Consider the following 18,852-nt stretch of genomic DNA (forward strand, 5'->3'; position numbering starts at 1 on the left):
GTCAATCGACCGTGAGTCGGTTCCTTAACCATCCGTCCTCAATCTCCGCGCGAGCCGGCCGGGATCGGGCCGCGACGGCAGCCGGAGCAGGGGATGAGCCACCACACCGAGACGCTGGTGATCGGCGCGGGGCCCGCTGGCCTCACGGCCGCTTACCTGCTGTCGAAGCAGGGGCGGTCGGTCACCGTGCTGGAGCGCGATCCGGCGCAGGTCGGCGGGATCTCGCGCACCGTCTCGCATAACGGCTACCTGTTCGATATCGGCGGCCACCGGTTCTTCTCGAAGTCGAAGGCGGTGGTCGATCTCTGGGACGAGATCCTGCCCAACGACTTCATCGAGCGCCCGAGGCTGTCGCGGATCTATTATCGCGGCAAATACTACGCCTATCCGCTCAAGGCCTTCGAGGCGCTGCGCAATCTCGGCCTGCTCACCAGCACGGCCTGCGTCGCCTCCTACCTGTATGCCCGTATGAAGCCGGTGCGGGACCCGAAAAACTTCCACGCCTGGGTGCGCAACCAGTTCGGCGAGCGGTTGTTTTCGATCTTCTTCAAGACCTACACCGAGAAGGTCTGGGGCATGTCCTGCGACGCGATCTCGGCCGATTGGGCGGCCCAGCGCATCAAGGGGCTCGATCTCGGCGCGGCGATCCGCGACGGGGTCAAGCGCTCGCTGGGCCTGCGCAAGGCACAGAAGGCCGGCGGCCCGGTGATCAAGACGCTGATCGAGTCGTTCCGCTATCCGCGCCGGGGCCCCGGCATGATGTGGGAGGCCGCCGCCGCCAAGATCCAGGCACAGGGTGGCCGCGTGCTCCTCGACCGCGGCGTCGATTCGCTGAGTTATGATTCCGGCACCGGTATTTGGACGGTGGCGGCCCGCAGCGCCGACGGCAGCCGCGAGACCTTCACGGCCCGGCACGTGATCTCGTCCGCGCCGGTGCGGGAGCTGGTGGATTCGATCCGCCCACGCCCGCTCAGCACCTTCAACGCCCGGGCGCTGAAGTACCGCGACTTCCTCACCGTCGCGCTCATCGCCAAGTCGCAGAAAAACTTCCCGGACAACTGGATCTACATCCACGATCCCTCGGTGCAGGTCGGGCGGGTGCAGAACTTCCGGTCCTGGTCGCCCGAGATGGTGCCGGACGACGACCATACCTGCCTGGGGCTCGAATATTTCTGCTTCGAGGGCGACGGGCTCTGGACTGCCTCGGACGAGGACCTCGTGGCTTTGGCCAAGCGCGAGATCGGCCAGATCGGCCTGATCGACCCGGCCGATGTGGTCGATGCCTGCGTGGTCCGGCAGCCCAAGGCCTATCCGGTCTACGACGAGGATTACGCCGGCCACGTCGTCACCGTGCGCCGCGAACTCGAGCGGGATTTCCCGAGCCTGCACCTCGTCGGCCGCAATGGCATGCACAAGTACAACAACCAGGACCACGCGATGATGACCGCGATGCTGACCGTGGAGAACATCCTCTGCGGCCGGCGCCGGCACGATGTCTGGCAGGTCAACGAGGACGCGGAATACACCGAGTCCGGCGTGTCCGGGGCTCAAGGAGCGCTGGGAAGCGAGCGCCTCGTCCCCCGAAAGGTTGCCTGACACGCGACAGGTGCGGGCGCGCGTCACCGCCGCAACTTGCCCGTTTGCGGGCATCGTCTATGTCCCACGCGGGACCGCCCAGCACCAAGGGCGGCCGGGAGGATGTTTGACGATGCGATCGCTGTTCATCGCTGCGCTCTGGGCGGGTGTCGCCATGCCCGTATTCGCCCTATCGGCCAACGCGCAGGGCGCGGCGCCGGCCGAGACCAAGTCCAAGGCCGACGATCTGGAGAAGCTGCAGAGCTTCCACAGCACCGACACCCAGGCCGCCCCCGAGATTCCGCAGACCGGCCGCCGCGCCGACGCGATCCGCAAGACGCTCGGCAAGATCAAGCTGCCCGAGGGCTTCAAGATCGATCTCTACGCCGTGGTGCCCGATGCCCGGTCCATCGCGGTCGGTCCCAATGCCGGCGTGCTGTTCGTCGGCACCCGCAAGAACAAGGTCTACACGGTCACCGACCGCGACAAGGATCGGGTCGCCGACGAGGTCCGAGCCTTCGCGCCGGGCATCACCTTCAAGATCCCCAACGGCGTCTGCTTCTCGAAGGACGGTGTGCTCACCGTGGTCGAGCAGAACCGGGTGCTCGCCTTCCCGGCCGCGGAGTTCTTCTATGAGAACCCGGACGTCGCCGCCGGCATCCTTGTGAAGGAAGGCGCCTTGATCCCGGCTGCCGAGGAGAGCTTCAACCACACCGCCCGGGTCTGCCGGGTCGGCGCGGATGGGAAGACCTACATCGCGCTCGGCCAGCCCTACAACGTGCCCCCCGCCGACAAGATGGACCTGTACCGGAAGGCCGGCATCGGCGGCGTCATCCGCATCGACGCCGACGGCAAGAACCGCGAGGTTTACGCCACCGGCATCCGCAATTCGGTGGGCATGGATTTCGCCACCGACAAGTCGCTTTGGTTCACCGACAACCAGGTCGACGGCATGGGCGACGACAAGCCGCCGGGCGAGCTGAATCACGCCACCAAGGCCGGCGAGAACTTCGGATTCCCCTGGTACGGCGGCGGCGCCGTCCGCACCGTCGAGTACAAGGACCAGACCCCGCCCGCCGACGCGGTGCCCCCGGTCGCCGAGCTGCCGCCGCACGCGGCCGATCTCGGGATGACCTTCTACAACGGCAAGCAATTCCCGGCCTCGTACAAGGGCGGGATCTTCATCGCCGAGCACGGCTCCTGGAACCGCACCGAGCCGGTGGGCGCCCGGGTGATGTTCGCCCCCATGGGGGCGGACGGGAAGCTCGGCGCCGTCAAGCCCTTCGCGGAAGGCTGGCTGACCGGCGACGGCGAGTATCTCGGCCGCCCGGTGGACGTGGCGGTGATGCTCGACGGCTCGCTGCTGGTCTCGGACGATTCCGCCGGGGCGATCTACCGGATCTCCTACGAGAAGTAAGGGATCGCCTTCCCTCCCCCTTGCGGGGAGGGATCGAGGGTGGGGGTGGTGCAGACGGCACCGCACCGCTCCGTCTTGCACCACCCCCACCTCCAACTCCTCCCCGCAAGGGGGAGGAGCATTCTGTCGCGCAAGCCGAGACCCTCCGATGATCCGCCCGCTTCTCCTTCTCGCCGCCACGCTCGTGCCGCTCTCGGCCCAGGCCGGCGACGCCGCTCTGGGGCGCAAGAAGGCCACCGCCTGCCAGACCTGCCACGGGATGGACGGGCTCTCGAAGCTGCCGGAGGCGCCGAACCTCGCCGGTCAGGTCGAGCCCTACCTCGTGAAGGCGCTCACCGAGTACCGCGACGGCAAGCGGCAGAACGAGATCATGAACGTGGTCGCCAAGGAGCTGTCGGATTCCGACATCGCGAACCTGGCGGCGTATTATTCACGGATCCAGATTGATGTGCTGCCGCCGGGGTAGAGGCCCTTCCCGCGCCCAACTACGTCATTGCGAGCGCAGCGAAGCAACCCAGGGCAGCGCACGATCTCAGAAGGTGGCGTTTCCCTGGGTTGCTTCGCTGCGCTCGCAATGACGGGAAAGGCTCGTTTCAGCTCCAGAACGGGTCATCGTGTCCGAACGCGGAGACTAGACTCCCGCGTGTCTCCCTACCCGCAAGTTAGCGTGGTGAGCACGCATTAAGATTACGACGCCTCAATCGTCCATCTTCAGCGCCGCAATGAACGCCTCCTGCGGGATCTCCACGCGCCCGAACTGGCGCATCTTCTTCTTGCCTTCCTTCTGCTTGTCCAAGAGTTTGCGCTTGCGCGAGATGTCGCCGCCGTAGCACTTGGCGGTGACGTCCTTGGACAGGGCCTTGATCGTCTCGCGGGCGATGATCTTGCCGCCGATCGCCGCCTGGACCGGGATCTGGAACAGGTGGCGGGGGATCAGGTCCTTCAGCTTCTCGCACATGGCCCGGCCGCGCGATTCGGCGCGGGTGCGGTGGACCAGCATGGACAGGGCGTCCACCGGCTCGGCGTTGACCAAGAGCGACATCTTCACGAGGTCGCCCTCGCGGTAGTCGGAGACGTGGTAGTCGAACGAGGCGTAGCCCTTCGAGATCGATTTCAGCCGGTCGTAGAAATCGAACACCACCTCGTTCAGCGGCAGGTCGTAGACCACCATGGCGCGCTTGCCGACGTAGTTGAGGTCGATCTGGACGCCGCGGCGGTCCTGGCAGAGCTTGAGCACGCCGCCGAGATACTCGTCCGGCGTCAGGATCGTGGCGTGGATCCACGGCTCCTCGATCAGCTCGATCTTCATCACGTCCGGCATGTCGGCCGGGTTGTGCAGCTCCTTGAGCGTGCCGTCGCGCATCTTCAGCCGGTAGACGACCGAGGGCGCGGTCGAGATCAGGTCGAGGTTGAACTCGCGCTCCAGCCGCTCCTGGATGATTTCCAGGTGCAGCAGGCCGAGGAAGCCGCAGCGGAAGCCGAAGCCCAAAGCCGCCGAGCTTTCCATCTCGTAGGAGAACGACGCGTCGTTGAGGCGGAGCCGGCCCATGGCCGCGCGCAGGTTCTCGAACTCGGCGGCGTCCACCGGGAACAGGCCGCAGAACACCACCGCCTGGACCTCCTTGAAGCCCGGCAGCATCGAGGTGGTCTGGCGCTTGTCCTCGGTCAGCGTGTCGCCGACGCGGGTGTCGGCGACCTCCTTGATCGAGCCGGTGAAGAAGCCGACCTCGCCGGGGCCGAGCTCGCCGATCTCAGCCATCTTCGGCCGGAACACGCCGATCCGGTCGACGCCGTGGACGGCGTCGGCGCCCATCATCCGGATGGTCATGCCCTTCTTGAGCACGCCGTCGATGATGCGCACCAGCACGACGACGCCGAGATAGGCGTCGTACCAGCTGTCCACCAGCAGGGCCTTGAGCGGCGCGCTCCGGTCGCCCTTGGGCGGCGGCAGGCGGGTCACGATCGCCTCGAGCACCGCCTCGATGTTGAGCCCGGTCTTGGCCGAGATCGGCACGGCGTTGGAGGCGTCGAGGCCGATCACCTCCTCGATCTGCTCTTTCACGCGCTCGGGCTCGGCGGCCGGCAGGTCGACCTTGTTGAGGACCGGGACGATCTCGTGGTTGGCGTCGAGCGCCTGGTAGACGTTGGCCAGGGTCTGCGCCTCGACCCCCTGGGAGGCGTCCACGACCAGCAGCGAGCCTTCGCAGGCGGCGAGCGAACGCGACACCTCGTAGGCGAAGTCCACGTGGCCGGGCGTGTCCATCAAGTTGAGGATGTAATCCTTGCCGTCCTCGGCGCGGTATTCCAGGCGCACGGTCTGCGCCTTGATGGTGATGCCCCGCTCCTTCTCGATATCCATCGAGTCGAGCATCTGCTCGCTCATGTCGCGCAACGCCACGGTGCCGGTGGCCTGGATCAGCCGGTCCGCCAGGGTCGACTTGCCGTGGTCGATATGCGCGACGATCGAGAAGTTGCGGATGTTGTCGATCGGGGTTGTCATCGGCATTCCGTTCGGGCGCGCGACGGCGCGCACCGTCTGACGTATGGGCGTGTTTGGATGGGTCGGCTCACGCGCGAGATAGCAGTGCCGCGGGAACGCGCCAAGCGTGCCAGCCGGCGCGTCGCGCGCTCGCCGCCGGAGTGGACACCGGTTCGGCGCAAGCGGACGCGCCAAATCAGGGACATCGCGTCCGCTCCCGTCGCAACGCGATCGGGAACCACACGGGCGGTCGGGCCGGCAGGAACGATGAGACGGGAGCCGGAACGATCCGGCCCCCGCCTATCGGCAGCGTCCCGCCGGGTCCGGCGGATGTCAGGATCGATCAGCGACCGCGGTCGCGGATCAGGCGCTCGATCTCGGCCTCGCCGTGGGTGCGGGCCTTCGACTCGGTCGGGTGCTTCCGGTCCGAGCGCTGGTGGAGCTTGCCGTGCTTGCGAATGCTCCACTGGTACATCGCGCCGCTCTCGCCGACCGGCTGCACATCGAGGCTGAAAGGATAGGTGTCTGTCTGTGTGTCGCTCATCGCGCGGATATGGTGCACCCCGCCGCAGTTCGCCATGCCCGGGCGCGATCTCCGGCGTTACGTTTGCACCGTACCGACACCGCCGCGCGCCTGTGCGGCCATGGCCACGAGGCTCTTGCGCAGGCCGCCCATATCCGTGACCCGGTCCGGATAGACCACCCGCGCCGTCCGCTCGCCGGCCATCAGGTCCATGCCTTCCGGGTCGAGCCCAGTCAGCCGCCAGGACAGACCGGCATCGCCCCCGGTCGCCGCGGCGGCGTAAAGCGCCAGCGCGTCGGCATGGTCGGCATTCATATGCTCGACCGCCCCGCGTTCACCCACCGCGATGGCTTCGGCGCCCGTCAGATCGAGGAGCAATTCTTCGCGGGTCAGCGTCGCGGCCTTGGCGAAACCACCGTTGAGGTGGCCGGCCTTCGCAGCCAAGGCGAAGAACCCGAAGTCCGGGAAGTCGGCGTAGAGCTTCGCCTTCGGATGGCGGGCCAGGAATCGCGCCCGCGCCCGCGCCTCGTTCGTCTGGACGGCCTCACCCACCACCGTGAGCCGCGGATGCGCCAGCGGGTCACCCTTGCCGCCCTGCGAGAACAGCAGCGAGCAGCGCGGGTCGGCCAGCAGGTTGCGGGTATGCGCCGAAAGCCGCGACAGCAGCATCAATGGCGTGCCGTCTTGGTCCGTGGCGATGGTGACCAGGGAGGCGAACGGCGTCCCATCCTGGTCCAACGTCGCCAGTGCGCCGGACCGGATGCTCCGGAGCAGCATCCGCGACAGCCCGATGGCGTCGAAGGGGGCGTCCGCAGCGGGAAGCGGGCGGGCCGGCTCGCGCTGTTCCGACGCACCTGTGCTCGCCTCTGCCATCGGATCTCTCCCGTTTCGAACCACCGCCACAATCGCGCGCCATGGTAGCGATGCCGTAGCCGGCGCACGAGCGCCACGGCCCGCGTCAGATCGGCCTTTATGGCCAAGCTATGACCGCCGCTCGCTTTTTCCGATCGGCCGTACTAAAGCACCTGTCCCGTTGCGCGAACCGGGCGGCGCCGACACCGGCCTGGTTCGCACGTCCGCCTGCCCCTCGGGGGCCGGGACGAAGCGCGGCCCGTGCGAACAGCCGGGACCGCGCTTGAGCCCGTTCATTCAGGGATCGCGCATGCCAACCATCGCCCTCGTCGACGACGACCGGAATATTCTGACCTCCGTGTCGATCGCGCTTGAGACCGAAGGCTACCGCATCCAGACCTACACCGACGGCGCTTCCGCCCTCGACGGTCTGCGGCACTCCCCGCCGGACCTCGCGATCTTCGACATCAAGATGCCGCGCATGGACGGAATGGAGCTTCTCCGACGCCTGCGGCAGAAATCCGACCTTCCGGTGATCTTTTTGACCTCGAAGGACGAGGAGATCGACGAATTGTTCGGTCTCAAGATGGGCGCGGACGATTTCATCCATAAGCCGTTCTCGCAGCGCCTGCTGGTCGAGCGGGTCAAGGCGGTGCTGCGGCGCTTCGCCAAGGAGCCGGCCGGCGCCACCCCGCGGGGCGAGGCCGAGGTCGCGGCCCGCTCGCTGGAGCGCGGCTCGCTCATGATGGACCCCGAGCGCCACACCTGCACCTGGAAGGGCGAGCCGGTGACGCTCACCGTCACGGAATTCCTGATCCTCCAGGCGCTGGCCCATCGCCCCGGCGTCGTGAAGAGCCGCAACGCCCTGATGGATGCGGCCTATGACGATCAGGTCTATGTCGACGACCGCACCATCGACAGCCACATCAAGCGCCTGCGCAAGAAGTTCAAAGTGACCGATCAGAGCTTCGACATGATCGAGACGCTCTACGGCGTCGGCTACCGGTTCAAGGAGGCGTGATCCAAGGATCCGCTCCGTGACCGGCCGCACCCCCGCTCAAACCGAGGACGTGCAACCGCGCGCCTCGTTCACCCAGCTCCTCTCCCGCCCGCTGACCTGGCCGCGCGCCCTCTGGGACGCGATCGGCCAGCGCGCGTCGTCGAGCCTGACGCGCCGCATCGTCGTGCTCAACCTCGTCGGGCTGATCGCGCTGCTCGTCGGCTTCCTCTACCTGAACCAATTCCGGCAGGGCCTGATCCAGGCTCGGATCCAGAGCCTGGCGATCCAGGGCGAGATCATAGCGGGTGCCATCGCGGCCTCGGCCTCGGTGGACACCGACACGATCCAGATCGACCCCGACAAGCTGCTCCAGCAGCAGGCCGGCGAGTCCGCCGAGGAGGAATCGCAGCCGCTTGCCTTCTCGCTGAACCCCGAGAAGGTGGCGCCGCTGCTCTCGCGCCTGGTGACGCCCACCGGCAACCGCGCCCGGGTCTATGACCAGGAAGGCGGCCTGCTGTTCGACACGCGAACGCTGTTCAAGCGCGGCGACGCCGGCCGCGGCGACCCGATTGCCGCCAAGCCGCACAAGGCCGGCATGCTGGAATCCGCTTTCCAGGCGGTCCAGGCGAAGCTGAGCGTCCTGTTCGGCAGCCGGTCGAGCCAGCCCGAGGAGACGGGGCCGGTGAATGGTCATTCGCTGCGCGAAGTCCAGGCGGCGCTCAACGGCAACCGTGGCAGCCTGGTCCGCCGCAACGCGCTCGGCGAGACCACCGTATCGGTGGCCGTGCCGATCCATCGCGCCGGCTCGGTGCGCGGCGCGCTCCTGATCTCGACGCAGGGCGATGCCATCGACCGGGTGATCGCCTCGGAGCGGTTCGGGCTGCTCCAGGTGTTTCTGGTCGCCTCGGCGGTGATGGTGGTGCTGTCGGCGCCGGTGGCCGGAGCGATCGCGGGCCCGGTCCGGCGCCTCGCGGAGGCCGCCGAGAAGGTGCGGATGGGGATCAAGACCCGGGAAGAGATTCCCGACTTCACACAGCGCACCGACGAGATCGGCCACCTGTCCGGGGCCTTGCGGGACATGACCCAGGCGCTCTACCGGCGCATCGACGCCATCGAGAGCTTTGCCGCGGATGTCAGCCACGAGCTCAAGAATCCGCTGACTTCGCTGCGCAGCGCCGTCGAGACGCTGCCGCTGGCGAAATCGGATGATTCGCGCGGCCGGCTGATGGCGATCATCCAGCACGACGTGAAGCGCCTCGACCGGCTGATCAGCGACATCGCCGACGCCTCCCGCCTCGACGCCGAGCTGGCCCGCGCCGAGGCGCGCCGGGTGGATCTCAAGAAGTTGCTGACGACGGTGGTCTCGGTGGCGAACGAGCGCCGTCGTCCGAAGGATTGTCTGATTCAGCTCGATGTCGAGCCGATCCCGGACCAGGACGCGCCCTTCACGGTGATCGGCCACGACAGCCGGCTGGGCCAGGTCGTCAATAATCTGCTCGATAACGCCCGGTCGTTCTCGCCCACCGAGGCCAAGGTTCGGGTCGCGCTGCGCCGGGTCCGCGGCGAGGTCGAACTGGTCTGCGAGGACGAGGGCCCGGGTATTCCTGAGCACGCCCTGGAGCGGATCTTCGAGCGCTTCTACACCGACCGGCCCGAGCAGGGCTTCGGCCAGAATTCCGGGCTCGGCCTGTCGATCTCCCGCCAGATCGTCCAGGCCCATCGCGGGACGATCCGCGCCGAGAACCGCCCCGGCGCTCCCGACGAGGATGGTGAGCCCACGGTGCGCGGCGCCCGCTTCACCGTCCGTCTGCCCGCAGCGCCACGCCAGCTCCACGCGTGATGCCGAGCCTTCACGCCGCCTGCATCGCCCTGTGCGATGCAGGTATCCTGATTCGCGGCCCATCCGGCTCGGGCAAGTCGAGTCTGGCGGTGCTGCTCGCGTCCGAGGCCGACGGCGCATTCGTGGCGGACGACCGGGTCCTGTGCGACCGGCGCGGCGATCTCCTCTCGGCTCGGGCCCATGAGGCGCTGTGCGGTCAGGTCGAGATCCGCGGCCAGGGGATCCTGTCCGTCGCCGATCTCGGCCTCGCGATCCGCCCCGAGGCGATCGTGCGCCTGACCATCGACCTCGTTGCGGAATCGCCCCGGCTGCCCGAGCCGCCAGCGGATGCCGAAATATTGGGTCTTTCAATACCCCGCCTGATTCTCGACCGGGGCGTGCGGCGTGCCGGATTAGCGCCGCTGCTGATTCGTGCGGCACTGCGGAAGCAGCGGCCGTGACTTCGCAGCCGCACACACCGTTGATTCGCTTTAGGGTGGCGAGACCCCGTAGCGCCCGGGCAGCCAGCATGGCATGATCGCGGCAATGTCCGAGCAAAAACGTCGCGATCGCCTTGTTGGGACCTGTGCATTGCACAACATGGCGGCAGACAGAGGACGTTGGAACACGTGTCGATGATTGGCATGGTGCTCGTCACTCACGGGCTATTGGCGACCGAATTCAAGGCCGCCCTGGAGCACGTGGTCGGCCCGCAGGATCAGATCGAGACGATCACGATCGGGCCGGAAGACGATATGGAATTGCGACGCCGGGACATCATGTCCGCGGTCTGTCGCGTCAACACCGGTGACGGTGTGGTTGTGCTCACCGACATGTTCGGCGGCACGCCCTCGAACCTTGCGCTCTCCTGTATGAATGGCGGCTCGGTCGAGGTGGTGGCGGGAATCAACCTGCCGATGCTGATCAAGCTGGCGAGCGTCCGCGACGAGGAGAATCTCGGCGACGCCGTCCTTCATGCCCAGGAAGCGGGTCGCAAGTACATCAACGTCGCTTCGCGCGTTCTCGCCGGTAAATAACGCGGTTTCAGCCTTCGATGATCGCCGCCTCCGGGAGAGGCCGGCGCGACGTGGCGGTGATGCCCGCGGAGGCTGCGATGACCAGCCCGATCGCGAGCCACTGAATGGCACCGAGCCGCTCGCCCAGCAACGTGAAGCCGAGGCAGGCGGCCACCGCCGGCTCCAGGCTCATCAGCACGCCGAATCTTCTGCGGTCGAGGCGCCGGAGGGCGAACATTTCCAGCGAGTAGGGCAGGGCGCTCGACATCAGCGCCACGGTCAGCCCGGCGACAAGGATTCCCGGCGCGAGCAGATCCAGCCCGGCCTCCGCGAAGCCGAACGGCGCCACCACTACGGCCGCCATCAGCATGCCCAGTGACACGGCCTGGCCGCCATCGATTCGACCTGCCCGCTGACCGAACAGGATGTAGAGCGCCCAGGCCAGGGCCGCCCCGAGGGCGAGGGCGACGCCGAGCGGATCCAGGGGGCTCGTCGGCGAGACCGGCAGGAGAAGCCCCAGCCCGAGCACGGCGACGCCGATCCACAGGAAGTCGGTTATGCGGCGCGATGCGATCAGCGCGATCGCGAGGGGCCCGGCGAACTCGATCGCCACCGCCGGCCCCAGCGGGAGGCGCGCGATCGCCAGGTAGAACAGCAGGTTCATCAGCCCCAGGGTGACGCCGTAGAGCGCGATCCACCCGGCCTCGCGGCGCGCCAGGCTGCGCCGCCACGGACGCCAGACGGCGATCAGCATCAGAGCCGAAAAACCCACGCGCAGGGCCGAGGTCCCGGCCGCACCGACGACCGGGAACAAGCTCTTGGCGACCGTTGCGCCGTATTGCAGCGAGACCATGCCGGTCACCAGTGCGGCGACCGGGAGGAGGACCGAAACCGATCCTCGCCCCGCAATGGCGCTCACAGAATGAACCGGCTCAGATCGGCGTTGGCCGCGAGATCCTCGACCCGGGCCCGCACATAGGCGGCGTCGATCGGGACCGTTTCGCCGGAGCGGTCGGTGGCCGTGAACGAGATCTCGTCGATCACCCGCTCCAGCACGGTCTGCAGGCGGCGGGCGCCAATATTCTCGACGGACGAGTTCACCTCGACGGCGACCCGGGCGAGCGCGTCGACGGCATCGTCCGTGAAGGTGAGCGTCACGCCCTCGGTCTGCATCAACGCGACCGTCTGCTTGAGCAGGCTGGCTTCGGTGGAGGTCAAAATCTGGCGGAAATCGTCCACCGTCAGCGGCTGCAGCTCGACGCGGATCGGCAGGCGGCCCTGAAGCTCGGGGAGGAGATCGGACGGCTTCGAGACGTGGAAGGCGCCCGAGGCGATGAACAGCACGTGGTCGGTCTTCACCGGGCCGTGCTTGGTCGCCACCGTGGTCCCCTCGATCAGCGGCAGCAGGTCGCGCTGCACGCCCTCGCGGGAGACGTCGCCGGAGGAACGGCCCTCGCGGGCGCAGATCTTGTCGATCTCGTCGAGGAACACGATGCCGTTGTTCTCGACCTCGCGGATCGCCTCGCGAATCAGGGCGTCGTCGTCGACCAGCTTGTCGGATTCCTCGGCGAGCAGCGGCGCGTAGGCGTCCCGCACCAGCACCCTGCGCGGCTTGCCGCGCTGGCCGCCCAGCGCCTTGCCCAGCACGTCGCCGATATTGATCGCCCCCATGGAGGCGCCCGGCATGCCGGGAATCTCGAACATCGGCAGGCCGGCGGGGGCACCCGAGGCCAGTTCCAGCTCGACTTCCTTGTCGTCGAGCTCGCTGTCGCGGAGCTTCCGCCGGAAGCTGTCGCGGGTCGCCTGGCTGGCGGTCGGACCGACGAGCGCGTCGAGGATGCGATTCTCGGCGGCGGCCTCCGCCTTGGCCTTCACGGTCTCGCGCTTGGCCTGCCGGGTCAGGCCGATCGCGACCTCCACGAGGTCGCGCACGATCTGCTCGACGTCGCGGCCGACATAGCCGACCTCGGTGAACTTGGTGGCCTCGATCTTCAGGAACGGGGCGTTGGCCAGCCGGGCCAGCCGCCGGGCGATCTCGGTCTTGCCGCAGCCGGTCGGCCCGATCATCAGGATGTTCTTGGGCGCCACCTCCTCGCGGAGCGGGCCGGTCAGCTGCTGGCGGCGCCAGCGGTTGCGCAGCGCGATCGCGACGGCGCGCTTGGCATCCTGCTGCCCGACGATGAAGCGATCGAGCTCGGACACGATCTCACGGGGAGAGAACGTCGTCACCGCTGTGCCATCCTGTGTTTCCCGGCCCAAAGAAACCGTGGGCCAGGGCGGGAATGGGGTCGCGGCGCGCGCGACGCAAGAGGCGGCGCGCGGCGGCAGGTTCGCCGATCGCTCCCTTAGTGCCCGGCCGGCGTCGCCGTTGCGCCGGGCTTGTCGTGCGTTCCGAACCGCTCGACCAGGGTCGCGCTGGCGGCGTTCAGGCCGACGACCTCGACGATCCGCCCGCGGTTGCGCGCCTTCAGGACGACACGGTCGAGGGCCCCCACGGCCGAGATGTCCCAGAAATGCGCGTCCCGCACGTCGATGACGAGACGATCGACCGGCTCCAGCATGTCGATCGCGTCCGAGAAGGTGCCGGCCGAGGCGAAGAACACCTGCCCGGTGACCCGGTAGGTCCGGGTCCGGCCGTCCTCCGAGAGCGTGGAGGTCACCTGGCTGAGCCGCGACACCTTGCCGGCGAAGAACACGCCGGACAGCAGCACGCCGGCCAGAACGCCCTGGGCCAGGTCCTTGGTGGCCACCACGACCAGGACGGTCGCCAGCATCACCGCCGAGGAGGGCAGGGGGTTGGTGCGTAGCTGCGCCAGCGAGCGCCAGGAGAAGGTGTTGAGCGACACCATGATCATCACCGCCGTCAGGGCCGCCACCGGCACCACGGCCAGCAGGTCCTGCAGCGCCACGAGGAGGAGCAGCAGGAAGGCGCCCGCGACCAGCGTCGACAACCGGCCCCGGGCGCCCGAGGAGACGTTGATCACCGATTGCCCGATCATCGCGCAGCCGCCCATGCCGCCGAACACGGCCGACGCCATGTTGGCGACGCCCTGGCCCATGCATTCGCGGTTCTTGTCGCTGCCGGTATCGGTCAGGTCGTCGACGATCTGCGCGGTGAGCAGGCTCTCGAGCAGGCCGACGGCGGCGAGCGTAGCGGCGTAGGGCAGCAGGATCCGCAGGGTCTCGAAGGTGAACGGCACGTCCGGCAGGGCAAAGCTCGGCAGCGTCGAGGGCAGGGCGCCCAGATGCGAGACCGTGCGGACGTCGAGGTGGAAGATCGCCGTCACCGCGGTCAGCACCGCGATCGCCACGAGCGGCGAGGGCACCGCCTTGGTGATCCGGGGGAACCCGTAGATGATCGCGAGCCCGAGGGCGATCAGCCCGTAGGTCGCCGGCGTGACGCCGGTCAGCTCGGGAAGCTGCGCCAGGAAGATCAGGATCGCCAGCGCGTTGACGAAGCCGGTCATCACCGATTGCGAAACGAACCGCATCAGCCGGCCGAGCTTGAGCAGGCCGGCCAGGATCTGGATCACGCCCATGAGGATGGTGGCGGCGAACAGGTATTGCACGCCGTGCTCGCGGACGAGATCGATCATGACCACCGCGGTGGCGGCGGTGGCGGCCGAGATCATCGCCGGCCGGCCGCCCGCGACGGCGATCGTGCAGGCGATGACGACCGAGGCGTAGAGCCCGACCTTGGGATCGACCCCGGCGATGACCGAGAAGCCGATGGCTTCCGGGATCAGCGCCAGGGCGACGACGATCCCCGAGAGGGTATCACCGCGGATGTTGGACACCCACGACCCGAGAGGGCCGGCGGTTCCGGTTGTACTGCGTTGCATGGTGATGAGAATCCGCACGAGACGCACGTCCGCTCGATGGGCGGATGGTGGGGCGTCTCGGATGCGTGGTCCGGCGGATCGGCGGCCGGAAGAGCCACCCGGGCTTTCACCGGGTCCTTGCGAATGCCGCGACCCATACGGGGCATTGCGCTGCGACGCAACATCGGGCTGCGTCAGGCCGCCCGCACCAGCGCCACGAAGCCAGCGACCTCGCTGCCCAGCCCGTCCGATCGGCGGGCGATGTCTGCGGCGGCGTCGAGGACCTGTCCGGCGCTGGCGCCGGTCTCATGGGCAGCGCCGAGCACCAGCGTCATGGTCTCGGTCACCGCGCGGGTGCCGCTGGCCGCCTCGGCGATGCTGCGAGCGATCTCCTGCGTCGCGAGCTGCTGCTCCTCCACGGCCGCAGCGACGCCGATCGCGATCCCGTGGACCTGTTCGATCGTGCCGCCGATCTCCTCGATGGCGGTGACGGCCTCATGCGTTGCCGCGCGCATCGTGGCGATCTGCCCGGCGATCTCGTCCGTCGCCCGGGCGGTCTGGGTCGCCAGCGCTTTCACCTCGGTTGCCACCACCGCAAAGCCGCGCCCGGCCTCACCGGCGCGGGCGGCCTCGATGGTAGCGTTCAACGCGAGCAGGTTGGTCTGCCCGGCGATGGTCGAGATCAGCGATATCACCTGCCCGATGCCGTCGGCGCTGCGGGCGAGCGCCTGGACGCTGGCCCGGGTTCGCCGGGTCGCCTCGACGGCGCCCGCGGCAGCCTCGGAGGTGTGAGAGACCTGAACGCCGATCTCGCTGGCCGTTGCGGCGAGCTCTTCGGTGGCGGCGGCCACGGCCTCGACATTGTGCGCGGTGGTCTCGGCAGCCCGGGTGACGGCCCGGGATTGCTGATCGGTCCGCTCGGCATTGCCGGCCATGGCGGCGGCGGCACGCTCCATGTCGGCGGCTGCGCCAGCGAGGTGGCCGACCAAGCCGCCGATGCTGCCCTCGAACTGGTCAGCCAGCCCCACCATCTCGGCGCGCTTGTCGGTCGTGGCCTGCGCACCAGTGCGCTCGCGCTCCAGTCGGAGATCTTCGGCCTCGCGCATCGTCTTCGCGAAAACCGCCATGCTCGTCCAGATCGCGCCGATCTCGTCGCGCCCAGCCTTGATCGCCGGGAGCGTCAGGTCGCCGCGCGAGAGGCGCTGGATCGCCTCGGAGACGGCCCGCAACGGCCGGGCGATCTGGCGCTGCCCCACCAGGAGACCGAAAGCTCCGCAGGCGACCGTACCCAAGAGAGCGAGCCCGAGCAGCAGGCGCATCCGGGCCTGAAAGAGATTTTGGGTCTCGGCTTTGACCGTGGCCATCTCGGCGCGGCCGCGGCTCACCAGCGCGTCGATGCTGGCCTGAAACGCCTTGCGGTTGGCCCGGTTCACGTCATTGAAGCCCAGATCGGCCGCAGCGCGCGGGCTTATCGTTTCGCCAGCTTGGGCGATCGCAGTTCGCATCGCTCGATAGGCATCGGCGTTGCGCGTCATCGCGTCGAAGAGCGGGCGCTCGTCCGCGGTTACCAGGGGCGCCCAAGCCGCACGGAGCGCATCCATGTCGGCGAGGCCCTTGCGGACACCCGCGGCATATTTCGCCGCCTCCGACGTGTCGGCTGCGGCGTAGACCCCCCGAGAATCCATCGTCACTTCCGCGGCGAGGCGATTGAAGTTCGCCGCGTTGAGCGCACGGGTCGAAGCGCCCTCGACCTGCGCCAGGGAGTCCTCGAAGCTTTGAAGCGTCGCGACGCTGACGCCCGCGACAACCAGTGTCGTCAGACTGCAGGCGCCCACAAAGGCCAGGAGTTTCCCGCCGATATTCATTTTATTTCCAGCCCAAGCCTTGTTGGGCTGAGACTAGGCAGGATTGTTCAATACGGCGTTAATCATCGCCCAAGACCGGTTCATCGCGAACCCCGGGCCAGGGATGCGACCGACGCCGGGCGAGGCGCGCTATGCCTGATCGAGCGCTTCGATGACCAGATTGCCGTTCGTGTAGACGCAGATCTCCGCGGCGATCGCCATGGCCTTGCGCACGATCGCTTCGGCGTCGAGGTCGGTATCCTCCAGCGCGCGGGCAGCCGACAGGGCGTAATTGCCGCCGGAGCCGATCGCCATGACGCCGCTTTCCGGCTCCAACACATCGCCCGAACCCGACAGCAGCAGGCTCACCTCCTTGTCGGCCACCACCATCATCGCCTCCAGGCGGCGCAGGTAGCGGTCGGTCCGCCAATCCTTGGTGAGTTCGACACAGGCCCGGGTGAGCTGGCCGGGATACTGCTCCAGCTTAGCCTCCAGCCGCTCGAACAGCGTGAACGCATCGGCGGTGGCGCCGGCGAAACCGCCGATCACGGAGCCTTTCGCCAAGCGCCGGACCTTGCGGGCATTGCCCTTCACGATGGTCTGGCCGAGGCTGACCTGTCCGTCGCCGCCGACGACGACACGGCCGCCCTTGCGGACCATCAGGATCGTGGTGGCGTGCATCTGGGGCACGGAGCCCCTGTCGTCGTACCTGAAGGCGTCCTGGCTCACGATGGGGCTCCGATCTCGGTCCGGCCGAAATGGGGAGCTTGTCCGGTCGAGTCCAGCGGTCGGCTATTCGTCGACCGCTTCGGTGGTGTGCACCGAGCCCGCATCGGTGAGGATCGAATCGGCCGCCGCCTGTGCCAGGAGGGCGTAGCCGCCATCGGCCATATGCAGACCATCCGAGGCGAAGAGCTGCTTGGCGGTCAGTTTTCCCTCCCGGACCCAGCCGTGCATCAGGTCCGCCCGGCGGATCACCGGCACGTCGAGCTCATCCCCGATCGATCGCACCGCATCGCGGAACCGCGAGGAGCCCGGCGTCGAATCGAGCTTCGGGCACCATTGCGGCTCCATCAGAACCACGTCGATGCCGGCTTCCCGGATCCGCCGGATGGCCGCGGCCGTCGCATCGCGAAAGTGTTCGATGGAGACGCCACGGAGGGGGTCGTTGCTGCCGGTCTGCCAGATGACCAATTGCGGCTCGGCCGCGATCACATCGCGATCCAGGCGCTTCAGCATGTCGTCGACATGCTCGCCGCCGATCCCGCGGTTGATCACCGCGACATCCAGGCCGCGCAGCTTCTTGCGCAGATCGACCTGCAGGCGAGCCGGGTAGGAATGGGCCGGGCTCGACGCGCCGATGCCCTCCGTGGAGGAGGAGCCGAAGGCCACGATCTTGAGCGGTGCGCCGATCGCGATCTGCCGGGCCACGTGCGGAAGATCGGGGCTTTCCCGCAGATCGATGCCGACGAGATCCAGCGAATCGGGCAGCAGATCCGCGTAGGCCAGCACCGCGGTCGGCACCAACAGGAGGCCGCACACCATCAAGACATCGCGCAGACGCCTACGATGCGACTTCGCGGAAGAGACTGCTGTCGGATTCTGGGACACGGGACCGATTGCTCCGCCGCTCGTCGACGACAGATACAATCTGACACAGGGACTTGAAAAGGCCGGTTCCACCCATGCAGTGAAGTCAAAGTGAATTCGTAACGCAAAATTAATTCTGAACGGCTCGAAGGCCGGAACCCTAAGCGATTCCGGCCCCCATCCTCAGCGTCAGCTGGCGGGCGGCGACAGGACCATTTTACCAACGAAGGGTGCGTCGCGCCTGTTGTTGGCGGTGCAGGCGTAGCTGTGCTCGCCCGCATCCAGGGTTCGCAGCTTCAACGTTCCGTGGCCGTTGGCCTTCACGGTGTAGCCCTTCTCGCTCATGACATGGATGAGGTCGCCGTCGGCGTGGAGCAGATGGCCCTGCTCGAACTGCCCCTCCGCCGTGATCGTGACCGGCACATTGGCCTGGCTGACGACCTGCAGCATCACGTCGGTGTTGGCCGGCAGGCGTATCTCGGCCGGCGCACAGACGGGCTTGCCGTCCTGGAGGGTGACGGTCAGCTCGACCGGCGGCAGCGCATCGCTAGCGGGCTTACCCAGCTGGGGATTGTCGGCGGCGCTCGCCGCGGATGTGAGCAGCGTGGCGCATGCGGCGGCGATCAGGATGTTGCGCAAGACTCGGAATCTCCATCGTCTCCCGCGACCAGGGCCCGGGACTCGCTGCGGCAATGATGCGGCGGAGCGGCTGTTCCGATGCGCGACGCCGTGGCTCGAATCCCGAGTCCGGGTGCGGCCGTCCCGGCGTTCGGCGTGGCGGCTGCGCCCAGACCTGACGTTTTATTGCGGATCACGCGCGCCGGTGCCGATTCCGGCACGATCGATGCGAACCGCCCGGCACGGATCCGCGAGAGGGCGGCGGGGATCCAGGGTCGAGGCTTCGCGCGAAGTCCGG

At 67.9% G+C, this 18,852-nt stretch carries 17 protein-coding genes and 1 other annotated feature; of the genes, 7 read left to right on the forward strand and 10 right to left on the reverse strand.

The window, feature by feature from the left end; genetic code table 11:
- The first annotated feature begins 93 nt into the window (after positions 1–93).
- The 3 genes from AO398_RS13975 (at position 94) to AO398_RS13985 (ending at position 3,458) form a co-directional block, all read left to right on the forward strand.
- A complete protein-coding gene (locus tag AO398_RS13975) occupies positions 94–1,596 on the forward strand; it encodes an NAD(P)/FAD-dependent oxidoreductase (protein ID WP_058192708.1) in 1,503 nt (500 codons plus the stop codon).
- Between the two features lie 112 nt (positions 1,597–1,708).
- Complete coding sequence (locus AO398_RS13980; RefSeq protein WP_058192709.1) at positions 1,709–2,992, forward strand: PQQ-dependent sugar dehydrogenase; 1,284 nt, start codon at positions 1,709–1,711, stop codon at positions 2,990–2,992.
- Between the two features lie 148 nt (positions 2,993–3,140).
- The gene (locus AO398_RS13985; protein WP_058192710.1) at positions 3,141–3,458 is read left to right on the forward strand and encodes a cytochrome c; all 318 of its coding nucleotides are present in this window, start codon (positions 3,141–3,143) and stop codon (positions 3,456–3,458) included.
- A gap of 231 nt (positions 3,459–3,689) precedes the next feature.
- Here the strand turns inward: AO398_RS13985 and lepA are convergent, their stop codons facing one another.
- The 3 genes from lepA to AO398_RS14000 form a co-directional block, all read right to left on the reverse strand.
- Entirely contained in the window at positions 3,690–5,492 is a 1,803-nt protein-coding gene (gene lepA, locus AO398_RS13990) for a translation elongation factor 4 (RefSeq protein WP_058192768.1), read from the reverse strand.
- Between the two features lie 322 nt (positions 5,493–5,814).
- Entirely contained in the window at positions 5,815–6,051 is a 237-nt protein-coding gene (locus tag AO398_RS13995; protein WP_244498771.1) for a hypothetical protein, read from the reverse strand.
- Between the two features lie 21 nt (positions 6,052–6,072).
- Positions 6,073–6,867: a DUF2470 domain-containing protein gene (locus tag AO398_RS14000; protein WP_058192711.1), complete on the reverse strand. Its 795-nt coding sequence runs from the start codon at positions 6,865–6,867 to the stop codon at positions 6,073–6,075.
- Between the two features lie 289 nt (positions 6,868–7,156).
- Here AO398_RS14000 and AO398_RS14005 point away from each other — a divergent pair, with 289 nt between their 5' ends.
- The 4 genes from AO398_RS14005 (at position 7,157) to AO398_RS14020 (ending at position 10,702) form a co-directional block, all read left to right on the forward strand.
- Positions 7,157–7,867, forward strand: coding sequence for a response regulator transcription factor (locus AO398_RS14005; RefSeq protein WP_058192712.1), 711 nt, complete (start codon positions 7,157–7,159; stop codon positions 7,865–7,867).
- A gap of 49 nt (positions 7,868–7,916) precedes the next feature.
- On the forward strand, positions 7,917–9,686 hold the full coding sequence (locus AO398_RS14010) for a sensor histidine kinase (RefSeq protein ID WP_058192770.1): 1,770 nt from the start codon (positions 7,917–7,919) through the stop codon (positions 9,684–9,686).
- Entirely contained in the window at positions 9,686–10,126 is a 441-nt protein-coding gene (locus AO398_RS14015) for an HPr kinase/phosphatase C-terminal domain-containing protein (RefSeq protein ID WP_058192713.1), read from the forward strand. The genes AO398_RS14010 and AO398_RS14015 overlap by 1 nt, the downstream gene beginning before the upstream one ends.
- Before the next feature lie 174 nt (positions 10,127–10,300).
- A complete protein-coding gene (locus tag AO398_RS14020) occupies positions 10,301–10,702 on the forward strand; it encodes a PTS sugar transporter subunit IIA (protein WP_007561549.1) in 402 nt (133 codons plus the stop codon).
- A 7-nt stretch (positions 10,703–10,709) separates the two neighbouring features.
- Here the strand turns inward: AO398_RS14020 and AO398_RS14025 are convergent, their stop codons facing one another.
- The 7 genes from AO398_RS14025 to AO398_RS14055 form a co-directional block, all read right to left on the reverse strand.
- A complete protein-coding gene (locus AO398_RS14025) occupies positions 10,710–11,534 on the reverse strand; it encodes a DMT family transporter (RefSeq protein WP_152997517.1) in 825 nt (274 codons plus the stop codon).
- Between the two features lie 62 nt (positions 11,535–11,596).
- Complete coding sequence (gene hslU / locus AO398_RS14030) at positions 11,597–12,910, reverse strand: ATP-dependent protease ATPase subunit HslU (RefSeq protein ID WP_058192715.1); 1,314 nt, start codon at positions 12,908–12,910, stop codon at positions 11,597–11,599.
- A 116-nt stretch (positions 12,911–13,026) separates the two neighbouring features.
- Positions 13,027–14,523 (reverse strand): SulP family inorganic anion transporter, encoded by a 1,497-nt coding sequence (locus AO398_RS14035; protein ID WP_058192771.1) that lies wholly within the window; start codon positions 14,521–14,523, stop codon positions 13,027–13,029.
- A 64-nt stretch (positions 14,524–14,587) separates the two neighbouring features.
- Positions 14,588–14,643, reverse strand: a sequence feature (sul1 is cis-regulatory element that is thought to sense ions involved in sulfur or methionine metabolism; They are found in Alphaproteobacteria).
- A 53-nt stretch (positions 14,644–14,696) separates the two neighbouring features.
- Entirely contained in the window at positions 14,697–16,367 is a 1,671-nt protein-coding gene (locus AO398_RS14040; RefSeq protein ID WP_058192716.1) for a HAMP domain-containing methyl-accepting chemotaxis protein, read from the reverse strand.
- Positions 16,368–16,496: 129 nt separating this feature from the next.
- Positions 16,497–17,027, reverse strand: a complete 531-nt coding sequence (gene hslV, locus AO398_RS14045) for an ATP-dependent protease subunit HslV (RefSeq protein ID WP_058192772.1) — start codon at positions 17,025–17,027, stop codon at positions 16,497–16,499.
- A gap of 111 nt (positions 17,028–17,138) precedes the next feature.
- A complete protein-coding gene (locus tag AO398_RS14050) occupies positions 17,139–17,891 on the reverse strand; it encodes a GDSL-type esterase/lipase family protein (protein WP_058192717.1) in 753 nt (250 codons plus the stop codon).
- Positions 17,892–18,125: 234 nt separating this feature from the next.
- Positions 18,126–18,575, reverse strand: a complete 450-nt coding sequence (locus tag AO398_RS14055) for a hypothetical protein (protein ID WP_058192718.1) — start codon at positions 18,573–18,575, stop codon at positions 18,126–18,128.
- Positions 18,576–18,852 lie beyond the last annotated feature (277 nt).

Source organism: Methylobacterium sp. GXS13 (assembly GCF_001455965.1).
Lineage (GTDB): Bacteria > Pseudomonadota > Alphaproteobacteria > Rhizobiales > Beijerinckiaceae > Methylobacterium.

Excerpts from the sequence above, each read along its gene's own strand:
- AO398_RS14000 (WP_058192711.1), bottom strand. The coding sequence starts at position 6,867 with ATGGCAGAGGCGAGCACAGGTGCGTCGGAACAGCGCGAGCCGGCCCGC.
- AO398_RS13980 (WP_058192709.1), top strand. The coding sequence starts at position 1,709 with ATGCGATCGCTGTTCATCGCTGCGCTCTGGGCGGGTGTCGCCATGCCC.
- AO398_RS13975 (WP_058192708.1), top strand. The coding sequence starts at position 94 with ATGAGCCACCACACCGAGACGCTGGTGATCGGCGCGGGGCCCGCTGGC.
- AO398_RS14025 (WP_152997517.1), bottom strand. The coding sequence starts at position 11,534 with ATGGTCTCGCTGCAATACGGCGCAACGGTCGCCAAGAGCTTGTTCCCG.
- AO398_RS14040 (WP_058192716.1), bottom strand. The coding sequence starts at position 16,367 with ATGAATATCGGCGGGAAACTCCTGGCCTTTGTGGGCGCCTGCAGTCTG.
- AO398_RS14035 (WP_058192771.1), bottom strand. The coding sequence starts at position 14,523 with ATGCAACGCAGTACAACCGGAACCGCCGGCCCTCTCGGGTCGTGGGTG.
- AO398_RS13985 (WP_058192710.1), top strand. The coding sequence starts at position 3,141 with ATGATCCGCCCGCTTCTCCTTCTCGCCGCCACGCTCGTGCCGCTCTCG.
- AO398_RS14015 (WP_058192713.1), top strand. The coding sequence starts at position 9,686 with ATGCCGAGCCTTCACGCCGCCTGCATCGCCCTGTGCGATGCAGGTATC.
- AO398_RS14005 (WP_058192712.1), top strand. The coding sequence starts at position 7,157 with ATGCCAACCATCGCCCTCGTCGACGACGACCGGAATATTCTGACCTCC.
- lepA (WP_058192768.1), bottom strand. The coding sequence starts at position 5,492 with ATGACAACCCCGATCGACAACATCCGCAACTTCTCGATCGTCGCGCAT.
- AO398_RS14020 (WP_007561549.1), top strand. The coding sequence starts at position 10,301 with ATGATTGGCATGGTGCTCGTCACTCACGGGCTATTGGCGACCGAATTC.
- AO398_RS13995 (WP_244498771.1), bottom strand. The coding sequence starts at position 6,051 with ATGGCGAACTGCGGCGGGGTGCACCATATCCGCGCGATGAGCGACACA.
- hslV (WP_058192772.1), bottom strand. The coding sequence starts at position 17,027 with ATGCACGCCACCACGATCCTGATGGTCCGCAAGGGCGGCCGTGTCGTC.
- AO398_RS14050 (WP_058192717.1), bottom strand. The coding sequence starts at position 17,891 with ATGGTGTGCGGCCTCCTGTTGGTGCCGACCGCGGTGCTGGCCTACGCG.